Origin of the sequence: Bradyrhizobium canariense (assembly GCF_900105125.1) — a bacterium.
GTDB lineage: Bacteria > Pseudomonadota > Alphaproteobacteria > Rhizobiales > Xanthobacteraceae > Bradyrhizobium > Bradyrhizobium canariense_A.
On record NZ_LT629750.1, the window covers coordinates 7825381 to 7841944 of the forward strand.

At 58.0% G+C, this 16564-nt stretch carries 18 protein-coding genes and 2 pseudogenes; 11 read left to right on the forward strand and 9 right to left on the reverse strand.

What is annotated here, in order from left to right:
- Positions 1-54 precede the first annotated feature (54 nt).
- Positions 55-189, forward strand: coding sequence for a hypothetical protein (locus BLV09_RS38560; protein WP_283806822.1), 135 nt, complete (start codon positions 55-57; stop codon positions 187-189).
- A gap of 16 nt (positions 190-205) precedes the next feature.
- Here the strand turns inward: BLV09_RS38560 and BLV09_RS36805 are convergent, their stop codons facing one another.
- Entirely contained in the window at positions 206-676 is a 471-nt protein-coding gene (locus BLV09_RS36805) for a DUF805 domain-containing protein (RefSeq protein WP_167558571.1), read from the reverse strand.
- A 241-nt stretch (positions 677-917) separates the two neighbouring features.
- Between BLV09_RS36805 and BLV09_RS36810 the strand changes: the two genes are divergently transcribed.
- The 5 genes from BLV09_RS36810 to BLV09_RS36830 are packed head-to-tail and all read left to right on the forward strand — an operon-like array spanning position 918 to position 5476.
- Positions 918-1925 carry an ABC transporter substrate-binding protein gene (locus tag BLV09_RS36810; protein WP_146685853.1) on the forward strand — a complete coding sequence of 336 codons (1008 nt, stop codon included), beginning with the start codon at positions 918-920 and terminating at the stop codon, positions 1923-1925.
- A 38-nt stretch (positions 1926-1963) separates the two neighbouring features.
- Positions 1964-2779 carry an ABC transporter permease gene (locus BLV09_RS36815; RefSeq protein WP_100382954.1) on the forward strand — a complete coding sequence of 272 codons (816 nt, stop codon included), beginning with the start codon at positions 1964-1966 and terminating at the stop codon, positions 2777-2779.
- A gap of 4 nt (positions 2780-2783) precedes the next feature.
- Entirely contained in the window at positions 2784-3569 is a 786-nt protein-coding gene (locus BLV09_RS36820; protein ID WP_100382953.1) for an ABC transporter permease, read from the forward strand.
- The gene (locus BLV09_RS36825) at positions 3566-4627 is read left to right on the forward strand and encodes an ABC transporter ATP-binding protein (RefSeq protein ID WP_146685854.1); all 1062 of its coding nucleotides are present in this window, start codon (positions 3566-3568) and stop codon (positions 4625-4627) included. Before BLV09_RS36820 ends, BLV09_RS36825 begins: the two co-directional genes overlap by 4 nt.
- Positions 4628-4636: 9 nt before the next feature.
- Positions 4637-5476 (forward strand): phosphodiesterase, encoded by an 840-nt coding sequence (locus BLV09_RS36830; protein WP_146685855.1) that lies wholly within the window; start codon positions 4637-4639, stop codon positions 5474-5476.
- A gap of 715 nt (positions 5477-6191) precedes the next feature.
- Here BLV09_RS36830 and BLV09_RS36835 read toward each other — a convergent pair.
- Positions 6192-7238: a hypothetical protein gene (locus BLV09_RS36835; RefSeq protein WP_146685856.1), complete on the reverse strand. Its 1047-nt coding sequence runs from the start codon at positions 7236-7238 to the stop codon at positions 6192-6194.
- A 259-nt stretch (positions 7239-7497) separates the two neighbouring features.
- On the opposite strand from BLV09_RS36835, the gene BLV09_RS36840 reads away from it, so the two are divergent.
- The gene (locus tag BLV09_RS36840) at positions 7498-8412 is read left to right on the forward strand and encodes a tyrosine-type recombinase/integrase (RefSeq protein ID WP_146685857.1); all 915 of its coding nucleotides are present in this window, start codon (positions 7498-7500) and stop codon (positions 8410-8412) included.
- 31 nt (positions 8413-8443) lie between these two features.
- On the opposite strand, the gene BLV09_RS36845 is transcribed toward BLV09_RS36840, so the two are convergent.
- Entirely contained in the window at positions 8444-8848 is a 405-nt protein-coding gene (locus BLV09_RS36845) for a hypothetical protein (RefSeq protein WP_100382950.1), read from the reverse strand.
- A gap of 177 nt (positions 8849-9025) precedes the next feature.
- The gene (locus BLV09_RS36850) at positions 9026-10114 is read right to left on the reverse strand and encodes an amidohydrolase family protein (protein WP_146685858.1); all 1089 of its coding nucleotides are present in this window, start codon (positions 10112-10114) and stop codon (positions 9026-9028) included.
- 167 nt (positions 10115-10281) lie between these two features.
- Between BLV09_RS36850 and BLV09_RS36855 the strand changes: the two genes are divergently transcribed.
- From BLV09_RS36855 to BLV09_RS36865, 3 genes and pseudogenes are all read left to right on the forward strand, one after another.
- Positions 10282-11250 carry a Bug family tripartite tricarboxylate transporter substrate binding protein gene (locus BLV09_RS36855; RefSeq protein ID WP_197685015.1) on the forward strand — a complete coding sequence of 323 codons (969 nt, stop codon included), beginning with the start codon at positions 10282-10284 and terminating at the stop codon, positions 11248-11250.
- 235 nt (positions 11251-11485) lie between these two features.
- A pseudogene (locus BLV09_RS36860) lies at positions 11486-12236 on the forward strand (Crp/Fnr family transcriptional regulator).
- Between the two features lie 178 nt (positions 12237-12414).
- A complete protein-coding gene (locus tag BLV09_RS36865; RefSeq protein ID WP_100382948.1) occupies positions 12415-12654 on the forward strand; it encodes a hypothetical protein in 240 nt (79 codons plus the stop codon).
- A gap of 45 nt (positions 12655-12699) precedes the next feature.
- On the opposite strand, the pseudogene BLV09_RS36870 reads toward BLV09_RS36865, so the two are convergent.
- The 5 genes and pseudogenes from BLV09_RS36870 to BLV09_RS36890 all read right to left on the reverse strand — a co-directional run bounded on the left by BLV09_RS36870 (position 12700) and on the right by BLV09_RS36890 (position 16203).
- Positions 12700-13477 (reverse strand): annotated as a pseudogene (locus BLV09_RS36870) (cyclase family protein).
- 308 nt (positions 13478-13785) lie between these two features.
- On the reverse strand, positions 13786-13965 hold the full coding sequence (locus BLV09_RS36875; RefSeq protein ID WP_146690923.1) for a hypothetical protein: 180 nt from the start codon (positions 13963-13965) through the stop codon (positions 13786-13788).
- Complete coding sequence (locus BLV09_RS36880) at positions 13959-15002, reverse strand: HAD-IIIC family phosphatase (protein WP_167559035.1); 1044 nt, start codon at positions 15000-15002, stop codon at positions 13959-13961. Before BLV09_RS36880 ends, BLV09_RS36875 begins: the two co-directional genes overlap by 7 nt.
- A gap of 7 nt (positions 15003-15009) precedes the next feature.
- On the reverse strand, positions 15010-15804 hold the full coding sequence (locus BLV09_RS36885; protein ID WP_167559036.1) for an NAD-glutamate dehydrogenase: 795 nt from the start codon (positions 15802-15804) through the stop codon (positions 15010-15012).
- A 135-nt stretch (positions 15805-15939) separates the two neighbouring features.
- On the reverse strand, positions 15940-16203 hold the full coding sequence (locus BLV09_RS36890) for a hypothetical protein (RefSeq protein ID WP_146690926.1): 264 nt from the start codon (positions 16201-16203) through the stop codon (positions 15940-15942).
- An 82-nt stretch (positions 16204-16285) separates the two neighbouring features.
- Here BLV09_RS36890 and BLV09_RS37670 point away from each other — a divergent pair.
- On the forward strand, positions 16286-16564 hold a 279-nt coding region (locus BLV09_RS37670), incomplete at its 3' end, for a hypothetical protein (RefSeq protein ID WP_167559038.1).

Sequence of the window (16564 nt, forward strand, 5' to 3'; positions counted from 1 at the left end):
GGCGGCATTGTGCCGCGCATTCCGATGTCCTATAGGAGCGCAACGGAGCATCACATGACGTTGTTGAACAAGGTTTTCACGACCAAAACCCTGCTGCAGATCATTTTTGTGCTGGCGGCTGCGGTCATCATGAAAGCGGCGAGTTTGCATTACGATTTCAGTTGGGCCACCGCGTTAGCGGCGGGTTGATCCATCGCATCGCCGGTTAGCTCAAGCGGCCAACTCGCTTGGACTGCAGAAGTGGATTGGCGCCATATCGGTTGGATCCGGCGGTGCCACGCAGGCAGCCGATCTCCACAAAGCCCCAGATCGTGAGCGCAAAGCCAGTTAGCGCCAGAACGGGCTGCAGCAGCGAATGGCCCACCGCTCCGGCAAACCAGGCCGCTTTCGCGAGATGGCTCAGCACGGCCGGCATTCCGTAAAACAGCAGCAACCACCACGCGCTCTTGTCCCGGTCATGCAGTCGCTCGGTGTTGATGGCAAAGCCCCACATCAGCCATGGGATGAATACAATCACGACCATGATGATAAAGAGCGGCGCGGCAAGGCCGGCAGCGGTAAACAGGATAATAGCGGCAAATAGCCCAGCGACGCTGAAGATCACAACCGAGCGCCAGTATTTGGCCCGGCTGATGCGCCCGCTGGCGCCGAACATGAATTCGAATAGCTCTTCCATAGAACCCCATGCCAAGGACCTCGTGCCACGCATCGGCTAACCCGGCACACGGCTTGTGTCGCGATGGCGCGGCCGAAGGTTCAAGGGGGCGGATATGCTGGTGAGGGGGCGATCTTCCGGACGTTGCTGCAGAGCAAAATCCGATCGTCGCAAATCCTTCATACGCGGCCTATACTTGGGGTCTCGGTTGGTGTTGAAATCCCCGTGTTGCGAATATCCTCTTTTGATCGGAGCTACCTCCATGAAGGCTGTCCGTTTAGTCCTGGCTTTGCTGGCGCTGTCGCTGTTGGCGCCGCTGCATTCTGCCAAGGCGGCCGACGTCGTCTGCTACAATTGTCCGCCGGAATGGGCGGATTGGGCCTCCATGCTCAAGGCCATCAAGACCGATCTCAACTACGATATTCCGCACGACAACAAGAATTCGGGTCAGGCGCTGGCGCAGATCCTGGCCGAGAAAAGCAACCCGGTTGGCGACATCGGCTATTTCGGCGTCACTTTCGGCATGAAGGCAAAAGCGCAGGATGCGCTCGAGCCATACAAGCCCGTGCACTGGGACCAGGTCCCAGCCGGCTTGAAGGATCCCGACGGTTACTGGACCACGATTCATTCCGGCACGCTCGGGCTGTTCGTCAACAAGGATGCACTCGGCGGCAAGCCAGTGCCGGCCTGCTGGAAGGATCTCTTGAAGCCGGATTATCGCGGCATGGTGGGTTATCTCGATCCATCGTCGGCCGCGGTCGGATATGTCGGGGCGGTGGCCATCAATTTGGCGCTCGGAGGGTCCGCTTCTAATTTCGATCCCGCGATCAGTTTCTTCAAGGAGCTGAAGAAGAACGATCCGATCGTTCCCAAACAGACATCTTTTGCCCGCGTGGTTTCCGGCGAGATGCCGATCCTGCTGGATTACGATTTCAACGCTTACCGCGCCAAATATTCAGAGAAGGGCAATTTTGAATTTGTGATCCCGTGCGAGGGGTCGGTGGTGTTTCCCTATGTCGTGGGCCTGGTCAAGAACGCTCCGGACAAGGAAAAGGCCAAGAAGGTGCTGGACTATCTCTTGTCCGACAAGGGGCAGGCGATCTGGACCAACGCTTATCTGCGGCCGGCGCGTCCCATCGAACTGCCCGAGGCAGTCAAGGCCAAATTCCTCCCCGACAGCGACTATGCCCGCGCCAAGGCGGTCGATTGGGGCGAGATGGAAAACGTGCAAAAAGCCTTCGTCGACCGCTATCTCGCCGAGGTCCGCTGATGCATTATGGCGCCCTCCGTTAGGGGCGCCATTCCATTATGTCGCATAAATCCTTTGTCTGGCTGTGCCTGCTGCCGCTTGCCGTGGTGACGACGGCGTTCTTCCTGTTGCCGATGGCGCGGTTGGTCGTGGTGGGCGCTGAAGGCCCGCAGGGGCTGGCCGAATATCTCTCGATTTTGACCGAGCCGCGTTATCGCGCGACCCTGATCAACACGGTTCTGCTGGCGGCTGCGACCACGATCGTCACGCTTGTCATCGCGACGATCGCCGGAATGTTCCTGCAACGCCATCGCTTTCCCGGCCGGGCGGTGCTGATTGCGATGCTGACCTTTCCACTGGCGTTTCCAGGCGTCGTCGTCGGCTTTCTGATTATTCTGCTCGCCGGACGCCAGGGCCTGATTGGTGATCTTTCGAACCGCCTGTTCGGCGAGAAGATCGTCTTTGCCTATTCGATCTACGGGCTGTTTCTCGGCTATCTCTATTTCTCGATTCCGCGCGTCATCCTCACGATCATGGCGGCGGTCCAGAAGCTCGACGTTGGCCTCGAGGAAGCTGCTCGCTCGCTCGGCGCGAGCCCTTGGGCGGTGCAGCGTGATGTCGTGCTGCCGGCGCTTGGACCGGCCTTCGTCGCCTCAGGCGCGATTGCTTTTGCAACCGCGATGGGCGCGTTCGGCACGGCCTTTACGCTCGCGACCAATATCGATGTACTGCCGATGCTGATCTATACCGAATTCACCCTGGCGGCGAATTTTGCCACGTCGGCCGCGCTCTCGGTCGGACTGGGCGTCATCGCCTGGGCGATCCTGGCGCTAGCCCGCTCGTTCAGCGGCGGCACGGTCGCAGCGGCCGGATGAGATCATGCGCGATCGTCTGATTTTCTCGGGCCAACTTGTGTTTACGCTCGGTGTTGCGGCATTCCTGGTAGTGCCGGCGATCCTGTCGATTTCGGCGGGCGTCACGGTGAATTACTTTCGCGGCATTTCCTCGGGCGTGACGCTGCAATGGGTAGTTCAGGTCTGGGACCTCTATGCGGACACCATCTTCCTGTCGTTTGTGATCGCGTTCGCGACCCTTGCGGTTACGCTGGTGGTCGGTGTTCCCGCGGCCTATGCGCTGCATACCAGCGGCGGCCGGCTTTCGCGGATCGTTGAAGAAATCATCACACTGCCGATCGCGGTTCCCGGTCTCGCGATCGCGCTGGGGCTGCTCTTTACCTATCAGGGTTTTGGCAGTTTCCGCCGCTCGTGGCTCTTCATTCTCAGCGGTCATGTCATCTTCACGATGCCGTTCATGGTGCGCTCCGTCATGGCGGTATTCGCAACCGTGGATGTCAAGACGCTCGACGAAGGCGCGGCGTCGCTGGGCGCATCGCCGGCGCGGCGCTTTCTCGACGTCATCGTTCCCAATGCCGTGCCGGGCATTCTGGCCGGCGCCTTGATGGTGGTCACGTTGTCGCTCGGCGAATTCAATCTGACCTGGATGCTGCATACGCCATTGACCAAGACGCTTCCAATCGGGCTTGCCGACAGCTACGCGTCGATGCGGCTGGAAGTGGCTTCGGCCTATACGCTGATTTTCTTTGTCATGATCATTCCGCTTCTTGTCGCGATGCAGATGTTTGCGGATCGAGGGCACGGCAAATGAACGTGGCGGCTGGGCATGGCGCTTCGGTGCGTATCGAGGCATGCGGCAAGACGTTTACCGACGGCACGCGCGCGCTTGAGCCTGCCACCCTCGATATCGCGCGCGGCGAAACGCTGGTCCTGCTCGGCCCCTCCGGCTGCGGAAAGACCACGATGCTTCGCATCATCGCCGGGCTCGAATTGCCCGATGCTGGCGGCAAGGTGCTCTTCGACGGCAAGGACATGACGTCGGTGCCGATCGAGAAGCGTAACGTCGGCATGGTGTTTCAGTCCTACGCGCTGTTTCCGAACATGAGCGTTGCGGACAATATCGGCTACGGGTTGAAGATCCGCGGCGTCGGCAAAAAAGAGCGGTCGGCCCGCGTGGCCGAACTGGTGGCGCTGACCAATATTACCGGGCTCGAAAATCGCCGCATCGACCAGCTCTCCGGCGGCCAGCGCCAGCGTGTCGCGCTCGCGCGCGCGGTCGCGATCCGGCCGGGCATCCTGTTGCTCGACGAGCCCTTGACCGCGCTCGACGCCGCCCTGCGCGATCGCCTGCGCGGCGAACTCAACCGCCTGCTGCGCGCGCTCGGCATCACCACGATCTATGTCACGCACGATCAAGCCGAAGCCATGGAGCTCGGTGACCGCGTCGTGGTGATGCAAAAAGGAGCGATTGCGCAGATCGGAACGCCGCGCGAGATTTATTTCGCGCCGACCAGCCGCTTCGTTGCCGAGTTTATCGGTGCCGCGAACATTATCGAAGCGCGCATCGAAAACGGCCATCTGGTGCTGCCCGGCGGCCAGCAACCGATCTGCGGTGATGCAAGCTTGCCCGCCGCGGTTGCCATGATCCGTCCGGAAACCATTGCGGTCGTTGGAGCGGCCGACGCACCGCTTTCGGGAATGATTGACAGCGTCAGTTTCATCGGCGATCGCCAGCGCATGATCATCAGCGGCGCGTCCGATAGACTTCTCACTGTCGATGCGCCAAATACGGTCAAGGCCCAGGCCGGCGAAAAGGTCGGGCTTTTGATCGCGCCGGATACCGTTCGTCTGTTGCCGCCGGAAAATTGAAGAAGGCCGATGTCGTCGAAACCAGTTCGCATTGCGCAGATTTCCGATCTCCATATCAAGCCGCCGGGATCGCTCGCCTATGGCCGCGTCGATACCGCGAAAGCACTCGAGCGCTGTGTTGCAGCCCTGAACGAGTTTAGTCCAGCGCCGGACTTCGTGGTGATCTCGGGCGATCTCGCGGACACGCCGACATCAGTGGAATATGATTATCTCAAGCGCTTGCTGGCGCCGCTCAAGCTGCCGTTCGCCGGTATTCCCGGTAATCACGATTCGCGCGAACTGATGCGGGCGGCATTCCCGCAAGCCGATTACGCGTTGGCGTCTGGGCCGTTAAACCAAAAGGTTGAAATCGGCGGGCTTGATCTGGTGCTGCTGGATTCCAGCGTGCCGGGCAAACCGCATGGCGAACTCGATGCGCCAACCTTGCAATGGCTCGACGCCACGCTGGCATCGTCCGCGGACCGGCCAGCGCTCTTGTTTCTGCATCATCCGCCGTTTGTTACCGGCATCTGGCACATGGATCGCCAGAACCTCCTGAACTCAAGCGAGCTCGCGCCGATCGTCAGGCGCCATTCGCGCGTGCGGCTCATCGCTACCGGGCACGTTCACCGCGCAACGCTGACGATGTTTGCGGGTGTGCCGACCACGATCTGCCCGGCGCCCAATCACGCGGTTGATCTCGATCTCGCGGAATTGCGGCAGCCGTCCTTCAAGGTCGAGCCGCCGGCATTCCACCTTCACACCTGGTTTCCAGGCGAAGGCTTTGGCAGCGTCGTCACCCATCACGTCCCGATCGGGAATTTTGGTGGCCCGCACCCGTTTTTTGGGCCGGATGGCAAGTTGCTGTGAGTAAAATGCTCCTAAAGGGGCAAATCTAAGAGATTGCCTTTTATTCTCGTCTAAATAGTATTAACGGGTCTTTTCAGCGGCTAGGTGAAGCCGCACAACACATAACTCGGAATTATGCGCACTCAACCGTCATATTTGCAGCGGATTAGAAAGAAGTACAACGAAATCGGGGAGGTCTGGGACAGATCTGATCGCTGGCACGCATGGAGCAAGCGACAAATTGACGAAGAGATGTTCACTATTTCACGACAATTTTCCGCGCTCAACGATGGCAGTCGTCTCGTTGTCGATGTCGGGTCCGGAGGCTATTCCTATTTCGATTCCCGATGCGGTCGCGTCGAAGTCGACATCGCCGAGGCGCGGCTCCGCCAATCGACATGGCCAGTTTGCGCGAGCGCCGAGAGTTTGCCGCTTTTGCCTGGCGTGTCGGACCTCACCATTTGCGTTGGACCCGTAATTAATTACTGTTCGCTCGAAGAGGCATTGAACGAGTTTTCTTTAGTGACGAAAAACCACGGGGTCCTTGTACTTCACGTGGAGCTTAGCAATAGTTGGGAGTTTCTCGGTTCAAAGGCATATCGAGCTGACGCCGCATTCGTCACCACCTTCTACAAGGGCGCGGAACAGTATTGGGTCTATTCCAACCAATTTGTACAGCGAATGCTCGCCGCATATGGATTCAAAATTGAAAGAACCAGATACTTTCATATTCTGTCTAGTCTAGCTTATCGCGTGTCGCGATCTCCGAATTTTTCTGCTTATTTTGCAATCGCGGACGTGCTGTTCCGGAATTTTTGGCTGGCACCTCAGGTTGCTGATAGCGCAATTTTTGTTTGCCGCCGCGTAGCAACTGAATAGTGGCCTCAAAGACTTCAAAAGCTCTTCCGCTACTTATTGCCACTATCCCTCCGAATACCGCTACTAAGGCAATCAGCATTGGTATAGCCGAGCTTGGAGAGATTTTCAGTGCGCAAATCGCGGCCCCTGCAATCGCCACAACAGCGGCAAACATCACTATATATTGCCCAACGCGGAATTCGAAGGAGCGCGACGCTAGAATGGCGGGGCTAACTATCAACGAGTCGACCTCGGGACCGTTAATTTTTATCGTGGACTGATTGCCAAGACGCGTAGCAAACTCTTGGTGCAACTCTTCTAAATAATTCTGGTAGGCTACTGTCTGCTTTCCCAAAAAGTCACGGTACCACGGAAGATAGTGCTCGAACAGTATGCCCCGAGAAATTTGCAGTAGATCCTCTCTCCTAATTCGATACAGCTTTTGACTTCCACGAAGCATCAAGACTCCGGCATACCGTGCCTCGTAGTTAACCGCCTCAATATTGGGAAGAAAATACTCAGCATGGACTTTTCCAAAGCCGACTTGGCCGAGAAGACGAACCAACTCGTTGCCGCCGGTCTGCTCTGATCCGTATTCGTTACCGTCCTCAAGTTCTACAGCAGTGAAGTCTATCTCAAGACCTAAACTCTGAATTGTGTCGTGAAGCAATTGTACAAATATGAAAAAGGCGGCCGCACCGCGTTGCTCGTTGTCTATCACCATATGGTCCACAACAACTAGCTTGGAGTGCGGGTAGTAGCCGAACATTGCAAAGCCAATAACGGTCTTCGACCGACATAAAGCCGCGAAATAAAAAATTCCTTCAGCGGTGATGGGATTGGCGATCTTCTGCCTGATTTGATTTGTCTTAGTTCGCAACAACGCCGACGTATTCTTTATGAATATTGCCAGGGCTTTATCCACGTCTGCGCGGTCGGCGGGCGTTGATCCAAGAAGTCTGAGCTCGAAGGAGGCGTTAACTCTGCGCATAATTCCGAGTTATGTGTAATTCAATCTTTCTGGCTGCCGGAGTGCGTAAAGGTTGTGCGTAGTGGAGTCGGTGGATTGCAGTTCTTAAAAGCGGCGGTTTCTTAACCGAGAACCGTTAATCCTGACTGCATAGATCGGTGGCTAAACCGTGCGAGTCGCGCGAGAAGCCCGCGTTCTCATCTTGGATGAGTGGATGGATGCAGTGCGTGCGGCAATAGACGAATTCTTGCAGTTTTGTACCAATGAGCGCCGACTCTCTCACCACACCTTACAGGCGTACTCGGCAGACTTGTCCGATTTCCGCAAATGGCTGCGGGCGGACGTCGCTATGGCAGATGTCGCTGAAGGCACGTTAAAAGAATATCTTGCTGAACTGGTCGGTAAACGAAAGCTTACCACTGCAACTGTACGTCGCCGTTTCGCGTGCCTTCGAGTGTTCTTTCGGCATGCGACCGATGCTCAGAAAACTCCAGACCCGTTCGCTAAGTGGAAGCCAAAGCTTTTGCGGCGAAAGCGGTTGCCGAGGACACTATCGCGAGGAGAAGTCTCGTCGCTGTTGTCGTCCTTCAGAGTCAAATCGGGGCTTAACCACAACCGCGTGGAAGGTTATCTTCCGACTACTGTGCGTCTCATGGTTTGCACGGGCGTGCGGGTCGGCGAGCTATGCAAGATACGGATTGAAGACGTTTCGCCGGACGGCTCGACGCTCAGAATTCAAGGAAAAGGGTCCCGGGACCGTGTTGCTTATATAGCTGATCCTGCATTAAGGACTGAGCTATACGGCCTTGTTAAAAGCCGAAGAAAGGAGGGGGGCTCCTCTGTGGCTCTGTTCTTGAATCGTCGCGGTCTACCGATCAAACCTCAATCGATACGGTCTAAGCTTCGGCGATATGCTGAACTAGAAGCCGGACTTGGGCGGCGGATCACGCCGCACATGCTTCGGCATACGGCTGCGACTCTATTGATCGAGACGGGCGTCGATATCCGCTTTGTTCAGCGAATGCTGGGACATTCCAGCATTGCTACCACCGAAATCTATACCCACGTATCAGACGAAGCTCTGAGATTAACCCTCGAGCGGGCTGACGTCCTGGCGCGGCTGACTTAAGCGGGCACGGTTGCTTGTGTCCGAATTCGGTCTAATTCGAAGACAACAGCTGTACGCCGGATGATCCCGGTTTGACTTCGATCTGGACGGTCGAGTTTCCTGGGTTCCGCTTGTTCTTTCCCAGCACGGACAGCGCGAAAGTGTCCGATCCCTTGAACCCGGGATTGGCAAAGTACCGGAAGCCGGGGCCGACCATGACGATCTTGCCGTTCTTCGGAGGCGTCATGACCGAAACATTATAGATCTGCATGTATGACCAGCGCAGGCCCTGGATACAGTCGGCGCCGGGCGCGATGGTCATCGTCCAATGAACGGTGTCACCGGTCAGTTCAAAGGGCTGTTTGTCAGGCAGACAAGTCGGCGTCGCGCTGGCCGAAGCGGTCAGCAGTAACGATAGAGCTATCGCCGCCGAAAAGCGGGCAAATATTCGCGACATGTCAGCATCCCCTTGTTAGGTCGGACGATGACGGCCGTGTGTGAACGTTCCATGAGTCGAAATGGTGTACGATTTGGCTTGGTAAAGGCGGCGTTTACAAAGATCGGTGGGTTTGGCCGCGCTGGCGCCGGAAATGTCCCGCAGGAAACCGGCCGACGCAAAGCCGGACGATCTGCGTCACGTTTCCTTCAAGTCAAACACGCGCGTTGCGTTGCCGCCAAGAATGGCCACCTTCTGCTTGTCGGTGAGCGACGTTGTAGCGAAGACGTGGTCGACCGGATGCTGCTCCCAGGGAATTGGATGATCGGTACCGAGCATGATCTGGCTGGCCCCGACCTGTGCTGCCAGATGCCGCAATCCCTCCGGGGTGAACACCATGGCGTCGAAATAGAGCTGATTCAGATATTCGGAAGGCTTCTTTTTCAGCGTGATGTTTGAATCGCAATTTTGCGGCGACACGAAACAGGCATGGTCGCTACGCTCAGCGTAGGAACCGAGATACCCGCCTCCATGTGCCGCGAGGATTTTCAGGCCGGGGAAGCGGTCCAGCGTTCCTTCGAAGATCAGATGTTGCAGAGCGATCGTGGTGTCGAGCGGATTGCCGATCGTATTCGACAGCCAGCCGTTACCTTTGAAGCGTGACGCGAGTTGCGGCGTGCTTTGCGGATGGATGAAGAGAACCGCGCCGAGTTCTTCGGCCTTGGCCCATACAGGGTGAAATTTTGTATCGGAGAAGTCGGTCCCGGCCACGCTGCCGCCGATGGCCGCGCCAAGCAATCCCTGCTTCTTGACCGCGTTCTCAAGCTGATGAACCGCGAGATCGGGAAATTGCAGCGCCAGCGACGCGAAGGCCCCGAACCGGTCCGGACGCGATGCACATAGTTCAGCCAGCTTCTCGTTCTGTAGATTGACGATCGCCTCGACCGTATCGCGATCCTTGCCGTACCAAAAAGGATTGATCGACAGAATCTCCATATCGATCGCCATCGCGTCCATCTCTTTGAGACGCTGCTCGATGACAATGAAGTGCTCGGGAACTCCTTTGACCGGCGGCAAAACCTTGCTGGCCTCATCGCCCATCAGATCAATGGCTTCATGGAAATAGCAATGAGCGTGAACGTCGATGGTCCTAACGCGCTTGCCGTCGACCTTGACCGGAAGGCGTGCCGTCCCCGGTTGAGCGCGGGCGGCATCCAGCATGCCGCAACTGCAAAACGCAATTCCGGTCGCAGCCGCGCCCTTCAAGAAATTTCTTCGGGTGGTCATTCTCGTGCTCCCTGGCGCGCGGCCAACGTTTCCTGTGGCCGGCGACCGATAGGCCGGCAAGATTTTCTTGTTTCTTCATCGCGCACATTGCCAAGCGGGAGGGGATAGAGCAATCATGCCCAAAAAAGATCCTGCTCGGAAACGCCATCTAGAAGGAGAGGCTTGGGATGCGCTTGCTGCACTCGCTCGTCCCGGCGCTCGCGCTGCTTGTCAGTTCCAGTGCGAATGCGCAGTCGGTCTATCCTGACCGGCCTATCCGGATGATCGTGCCATTGGCGGCGGCGAGCGCGGTCGATGTCGCGGCGCGCATCGTGACGCAGAAGATGGCCGATAACATGGGCCAGCAAATCGTCATCATCAACCAGCCGGGCGCCTCGGGGCTGATTGGTGCAGAGCAGGTCGCAAGGGCGGAGCCGGACGGCTACACGATTGGCGGGTTCAATGACAGCATCATGACCATGGTGCCCAACCTGCAATCCAAAATGCGTTGGGACATCCTGAAGGATTTCGAGCCGGTATCGCTTGTCGCCACGGTGGAGTGGGGGCTGATCGCCAGCAACCAGACCAGCTACAAGACCGCGGCGGATCTGATCGCCGCCGCAAAGGCGGCGCCGGGCAAGATCGACTACGGTTCGGGAGGGCCAGGCAGCCCGCAGCATCTGGCGATGGCGATGTTTGCATCCGAGGCCGGGATATCGCTGACCCATGTGCCCTACAAGGGTGCGACACAGGCTGCGACCGATGTTGCGGGCGGCCAAATCCCCGTTGCCTTTCAGGGGCTGGGGACTGTCGCCGCGCTGGTGCGCGGTCACCAGGTCAAGCTGCTCGGTGTCTCTACCGAGCAAAGGTTGCCACAGTTTCCCGACGTGCCCACTGTTTCGGAATCAGGTCTGCCCGGCTTCCTGTTCAATTCGTGGTTTGCAATCCTGACCCCGGCAGGCACGCCAAAAGACATCGTCGACCGGCTGCACGCGGAAGTTATCAAGGCGCTCGCGGATCCGGAAGTTCGCCGCAAGCTGGAGGAGGTGGGTCTCGCGGCGCGCGGCAGCTCGCCTGAGGAACTGGGCGCCTTGACGCGTGATCAACTCGCCAAATATGCACGCGTGATCAAGGAAATGGGTATTGTTAACGAGTAAGGCATTTGCGACATTGAGGCGGTGACCCCGAACGCATGCGCCGCCCCCCGGGTGGTGTGCCAATATAGCGTCAACCGAGGGTCGCAATTTTCCCTAGCAACTCGTTGAAACTTTAGCGAAAATCCAGTCCCTTTGTTGCTGTGCGCACGATGCTGGCGTATACCTATGCGGCGGATTGAGAACTCTCATCGGCCACGCCTGTGATCGCTCGATGATGGAAGACGCAACTCGTCAAATGACAGTGACAAGCGTTCCCCACGACAAAAAGGTTGAGCTGCGGTCAGCTGCCCGCAGCACGCTGTCGGTCCTGCGCGCGCATCCGTTTTTTTTGCGATCTCGAGCCGGAAGCGCTCGACCAGCTCTGCCGCTACGCCAAGCATTCGACGTTGAAACGGGGAGCCACGATCTTTTCCAAGGGCGATCCCGGCAACAGTTTGTTTGCGGTGATCAGCGGCACGGTGAAGATCAGCATCTCCTCCGCCGACGGCCGCAGCGCGATTTTGAATCTGATCGGCGCCGGCGAGCCTTTCGGTGAAATCGCGGTGCTGGATGGGCAGGTCCGGACAGCCGATGCCATCGCGAATACCAGTTGCGAGATTTTGGCGATCGACCGTCGCGATTTTCTTCCTTTCGTGGCAAGCCATCCGGCGCTCAGCATGAAAATCATCGAGCTGCTTTGCACGCGGCTGCGGTGGACCAGCGACCAGGTCGAACAGGTCATTCTTCAGAATTTGCCGGGCCGGCTTGCCGGTGCGCTCATTCGCCTGACGGAGAAGTACAAGCTCGCGCCGGCCGGCCGAACGATCGCCATTACGCAACAGGAAATCAGCGAAATGGTCGGCATGACCCGCGAAAGCATCAACAAGCAGTTGCGGGTCTGGGCGGCACGAAACTGGGTACGCCTCGAACACGGGGCCATCGTTGTGCTCGATACCGCGCCGCTTCTGGCATTGGCCGAAGCAGGATCGGCGGGCGAGGGCGACTAGAGCTTTTCGGTTCTGAGTGAATCAGAAAATGCCGGAGCGCGGGGGAACGCGTGTCGTATGCCGGCCGGTGCCAGCTCACTTCCAGATGTTTATCGCCGCCAATGTGATGCAGCTAACATTCGTTTGAGCCGCTTTGCGCTAGTCCACGGTGAGGCAGATCCATTCCGTGGAGGCTACCATGCACGGCTCATTCGATCCAAGAGACGAAAACCAGGACCGTACCGAGCGGAGCTGGAGCGTCGGATTTTTTGCATTGCCGGTGCTTCTCGTGATCGCGCTGGTCGGGTTGGCGATCACCCAACCTTTGGCATCAAGCTGGATCTCTGAGGCCGTGCAGGCCGAGTTCGGCCCACCGCGAACGGCTCCGACACAGCTCGCGCGACCGGACACGCCAATCCGAACCGTCAAAGTCCACTGACGCATTCGGCCCGTTGTGTCGCATCGATGGGGTTGCGTGCACGCTTCATCCATCGATGATTGCAACGGCCCGGGTCCAGCCGGCCGAAGCCCGCTCGATCTTGACCGGGAAGCACGACACCGTGAATCCGGTCGAGGGCAAGAGCTCCAGATTGTGCAGTTTTTCGATGTGGCAGTAGCCGATGTGGCGTCCGGCCTTGTGGCCTTCCCAGATCAGGCTGGCATCGCCGGTCTCGGCGAATTTCTTCGCGGTGTAGACAAATGGCGCGTCCCAGCTCCAGCCATCGATGCCGGTGAGGCGCACGCCGCGCTCCAGCAGATACATCGTGGCTTCGTAGCCATGCCGCAGCCTGAATTGACATAATCCTGCCGGCCGTATTTGGCGCCGGCGCTGGTGTTGACCACGACGATCTCGAGCGGCGACAGCGTGTGGCCGATGCGCTTGAGTTCGTTTTCGACATCCTTGGCAGTTGCGACATAGCCGTCGGGAAAATGACGGAAGTCCAGCTTCCACCGCGGGCTGCAGACACCACTCCAGCGGCACCTCGTCGATGGTCCATGACCGCTCGCCACGATTCATCGTTGGGTGATAGTGATAGGGCGCGTCGAGATGCGTGCCGTTATGGGTCGAAAGCTCCACGGTTTCCATCGCCCCAGCCCTGTCCATCGGGCAGATCTTCCGCCTTCAGGCCTTCGAAGAAGCCCAGCATCCGTGGCAGACTCTTCTGATGGTCGTTGTACTGAATGACCGGATGGATGCCCGGCGGATCGGCCGGCACGTCGTTTTGCAGTGGCACGGAAATATCGATCAGCTTTCGCGCCATGGCGCTTCCCTCCCGGTGTTTTCGTTTTCTGCTACCGGTATTCTGAAAGCCACGTTTCATTGGGTGTCAAGCGCTTCGGCCGCGGACGAGTGGCCAGCGCATGTCCTCGTGACGGCAAGCGCAATACTTGGCCTTCGTCCGCCTTGGCGCGGGTGACGGCCTCAAGTCAGGCTGTCGCGCCAGATCCGAGAGGTGTTACCACAGACGTTGTGAAAACTGACGGCCTCGACAAGCCATGGCTGGCCGTCGGTGCTGCGAATTCCCAAAGTCCGCATTCTGCTTCCGCGAAACCATTGTCACGGTAGAGATTACGTGCGGGGATGTTGCGCGGTGTTGGGATTATTCGCCCGCGCAGGGGGGACCGATGAATCCTTCATTTCATCCAGAATATGGCGCAGGAAGGTATGCTCGATGCCCATTCCCAGCGCGCGGCAACTGACCGCGAACCCGACGATCTCGTGGTCGACAATGACGGCGGCGCCTACCATCCCGTGGTCTCCCAAGCGTCCGACACGTCGATCGCAAAGAGCAGCGCGTTCGGGTTTCCGACCAGCGCGGCCAATTCGCTCGAGGAGAATTTTCTGCCTGTTGTATTGTACTGAGTCGTGCGCTGAAACAGTTCTTCGACCCTTGCCAATTTCGTTGAGGTCGAGGTCAGGCGTTCGATCCGGCATTGAATCTGAAGCGATTCGATATATTGCGCCTCTCCGACAATTTCGGCTCGCAGATGCTGCCTTGCGATCTGCGCCTTGACCAGCGCGCTGCGCGCCGTCGCCTCCGCGGTAATGGTCGGTATCTGTAAACGCGGATCGTTGAGCAGACGCCTGCGCAGGCCGAAGGGATCCTCACCCCAGACCTCCACCTCCGGCAATCGCTGCCGGACGCGGTCGCGTTCAACGGGACTGTCGTCGATGAACAGGAATGTGTCGAGCCCGAAGCCCAATTCCTCCGCTATCGAGCGGATATTGTCGACCTTATTGTTCCAGTTGATGCGTAATGTCACGAAGTCATCAGGCTTGAGCAATCGCTGTGTCGGGTAATGGTCAGGATATTTCCATAACTCGCGCACAGTCGCCTCGTCGTTCTTGCTGACGCAGGCGAGCACGAAGCCGCGCTTCTTGAGACACAGCAGCGCTTCATGCAGGCCGAAATAGAGCCCGATAAAGGAGAACGCGCCGCTGATTTGCGGCGTCCATGCAAATGGACTGCCGGTTTCTGCAAGCACACCCGGCCACAAGGTGCCATCAAGATCCAGAATAACGCATTTCTTGCGCCCGATTCCCGTTACGGTGACCAGTGTATCGATATGCTTCTCCGCTACAACCGTCTCACGGCAGTAAGGGTCACCACCAACGGCGTGGGCCAGCGGAGCTGTATCCGGGAAGATATCGTGGACGGCAGCCTTTTCACTTTCCGGCCGCTGCAGCATCCACCCCGGCGAACCGAAATGGGTGAATCCCACCTGTCCATCGTCGAGCAGCCTTTCAGAGCCCACCGCGGCCAGAGCGGCGGCTATGTCGACCACGTAAACGTCAGAAAAGGCGTTCGCGGAGTTCGGCAAGGGCAACATTCGTCAGCCGGAACCGGGTACGGTGTCCCTTCACGCCTCGTTCTGCAAGTCCCAGCGGCTGCACTGTCGGTTCAGGCAGATTATCGATCAGGATGGGGGCGGATGTCAGCTCGCGGAGCTTGGTTAGAAGCTCGGTGGCATGAGCAATGTAGGCGGCATGAGGATTAAAGCCGTTGGCGAGGTCTTCGGCGACAAGATGTCGAGCCCGCAACGCGCCGATCAACACGGCGTCGTGCTTGTGCTCGCTTGCAAAACGAATGTCGTCGGGGAACGTCGCCGATACACGCAAATCGACGTTTCGGCGCGCCGCCTCCCGGCGCAGAAAATCAGCTTCCATCTGGATGTCGCAATCGCCGAACAGAATGATGTCGACGCGTTTGCGGGCTTCGCTGAAATCGTCAAGGCCATAGGAAGCGCCGACGGCCCAATAAGGTTCCGCTCCTTCCTTCAAATCGCGGCGATAGCGATCGATAATTTCAGCAGGATCGCGTCCATGGCTGGAGGCGAGCTTGGCGCCGACCGCAGCCAATTCTTCCTCCGGAGTCTTCTCGGTCAGAATTTCACGCGACAGCAATTCCATGACCGAGCGTTCGACGGCATCGCGCAACATCGCTGGCGGGTCGCCGGTATTCGGAAGCAAGGCCGTCATGGCATCGCAATCTTCTGGAATGCGCCGGGGTTCAGCAAAATATTCCACAAGCGCGCTGATATCGCGATCGGCTGGCAAGCGCATATGGCTGATCGCATGGACGATCAACGTGCGGTCCTTGCTAACAGGCAACTGATGAACGAAGCGAGAGCGGCGCAAAATCATGTTTGAACGTTCCGGGATACAAATCGCAGTAGCCGGCGATTCAGCCGTTGCGGCTGCACAGAAGTGGAAAGCTACTCGCTACGCAACGTGTGTCATTTGGTGCAACTCGGCGTCCTCCGGGAACAAGCGGTCCTGATCCCCAAGGTATTGTCTCTCGCCGATATGCAGCCTTGAATTATTGGCTTCACGTTTCTGCGCGTCTTCCTCTCCGTAGAGGAACGCCAGGAACGCGTAACGTTTCCCGCGAGTGATCTTCGTCACCTGATGAAGCGCGCCGCATGAAAACACGAGGGCACCGCCATCCGGCGGCCGGTAGACCTTGCGGCCAAACTCCGGAAACATCAGATCGCACCCGTCGAAGTCGCTGTTAAGATTGATCGAGACGGCGAAGCGCCGATGTTGCGCCCCGGCATTGAGGTTGTCGATGGCGGTGGAAATGGCCGCCGACCTCGCTGTCGTAGCAAGCGACGATGTAACGGTCCATTCGCGTAACCTGAAACTGAAAATATCGCTCTATCTCGGGAAGCAGTCGGCGCACGATCTGGTTGCGTATGAGATCGCGAATTTCGGGCACTGCCAGGATGACATCGCTGCGACGCTTGAGCCTCCAATCCGACAGTGTCGTGGTCTTGCCGGCAATGTCGAATTGAAAGCCGGAGTCCTCGCCACCTTGCTGTTCGTAGAACTGGATCAGAAAATCGCA

What these genes read in the sequence shown, in the direction of transcription:
- BLV09_RS36830 (WP_146685855.1), top strand. Translation starts at nt 4,637, where the DNA reads ATGTCGTCGAAACCAGTTCGCATTGCGCAGATTTCCGATCTCCATATC.
- BLV09_RS36820 (WP_100382953.1), top strand. Translation starts at nt 2,784, where the DNA reads ATGCGCGATCGTCTGATTTTCTCGGGCCAACTTGTGTTTACGCTCGGT.
- BLV09_RS36890 (WP_146690926.1), bottom strand. Translation starts at nt 16,203, where the DNA reads ATGTTTCCGGAGTTTGGCCGCAAGGTCTACCGGCCGCCGGATGGCGGT.
- BLV09_RS36815 (WP_100382954.1), top strand. Translation starts at nt 1,964, where the DNA reads ATGTCGCATAAATCCTTTGTCTGGCTGTGCCTGCTGCCGCTTGCCGTG.
- BLV09_RS36865 (WP_100382948.1), top strand. Translation starts at nt 12,415, where the DNA reads ATGCACGGCTCATTCGATCCAAGAGACGAAAACCAGGACCGTACCGAG.
- BLV09_RS36825 (WP_146685854.1), top strand. Translation starts at nt 3,566, where the DNA reads ATGAACGTGGCGGCTGGGCATGGCGCTTCGGTGCGTATCGAGGCATGC.
- BLV09_RS36845 (WP_100382950.1), bottom strand. Translation starts at nt 8,848, where the DNA reads ATGTCGCGAATATTTGCCCGCTTTTCGGCGGCGATAGCTCTATCGTTA.
- BLV09_RS36875 (WP_146690923.1), bottom strand. Translation starts at nt 13,965, where the DNA reads ATGGTAGGCGCCGCCGTCATTGTCGACCACGAGATCGTCGGGTTCGCG.
- BLV09_RS38560 (WP_283806822.1), top strand. Translation starts at nt 55, where the DNA reads ATGACGTTGTTGAACAAGGTTTTCACGACCAAAACCCTGCTGCAGATC.
- BLV09_RS36850 (WP_146685858.1), bottom strand. Translation starts at nt 10,114, where the DNA reads ATGACCACCCGAAGAAATTTCTTGAAGGGCGCGGCTGCGACCGGAATT.
- BLV09_RS36810 (WP_146685853.1), top strand. Translation starts at nt 918, where the DNA reads ATGAAGGCTGTCCGTTTAGTCCTGGCTTTGCTGGCGCTGTCGCTGTTG.
- BLV09_RS36805 (WP_167558571.1), bottom strand. Translation starts at nt 676, where the DNA reads ATGGAAGAGCTATTCGAATTCATGTTCGGCGCCAGCGGGCGCATCAGC.
- BLV09_RS36855 (WP_197685015.1), top strand. Translation starts at nt 10,282, where the DNA reads ATGCGCTTGCTGCACTCGCTCGTCCCGGCGCTCGCGCTGCTTGTCAGT.
- BLV09_RS36840 (WP_146685857.1), top strand. Translation starts at nt 7,498, where the DNA reads ATGGATGCAGTGCGTGCGGCAATAGACGAATTCTTGCAGTTTTGTACC.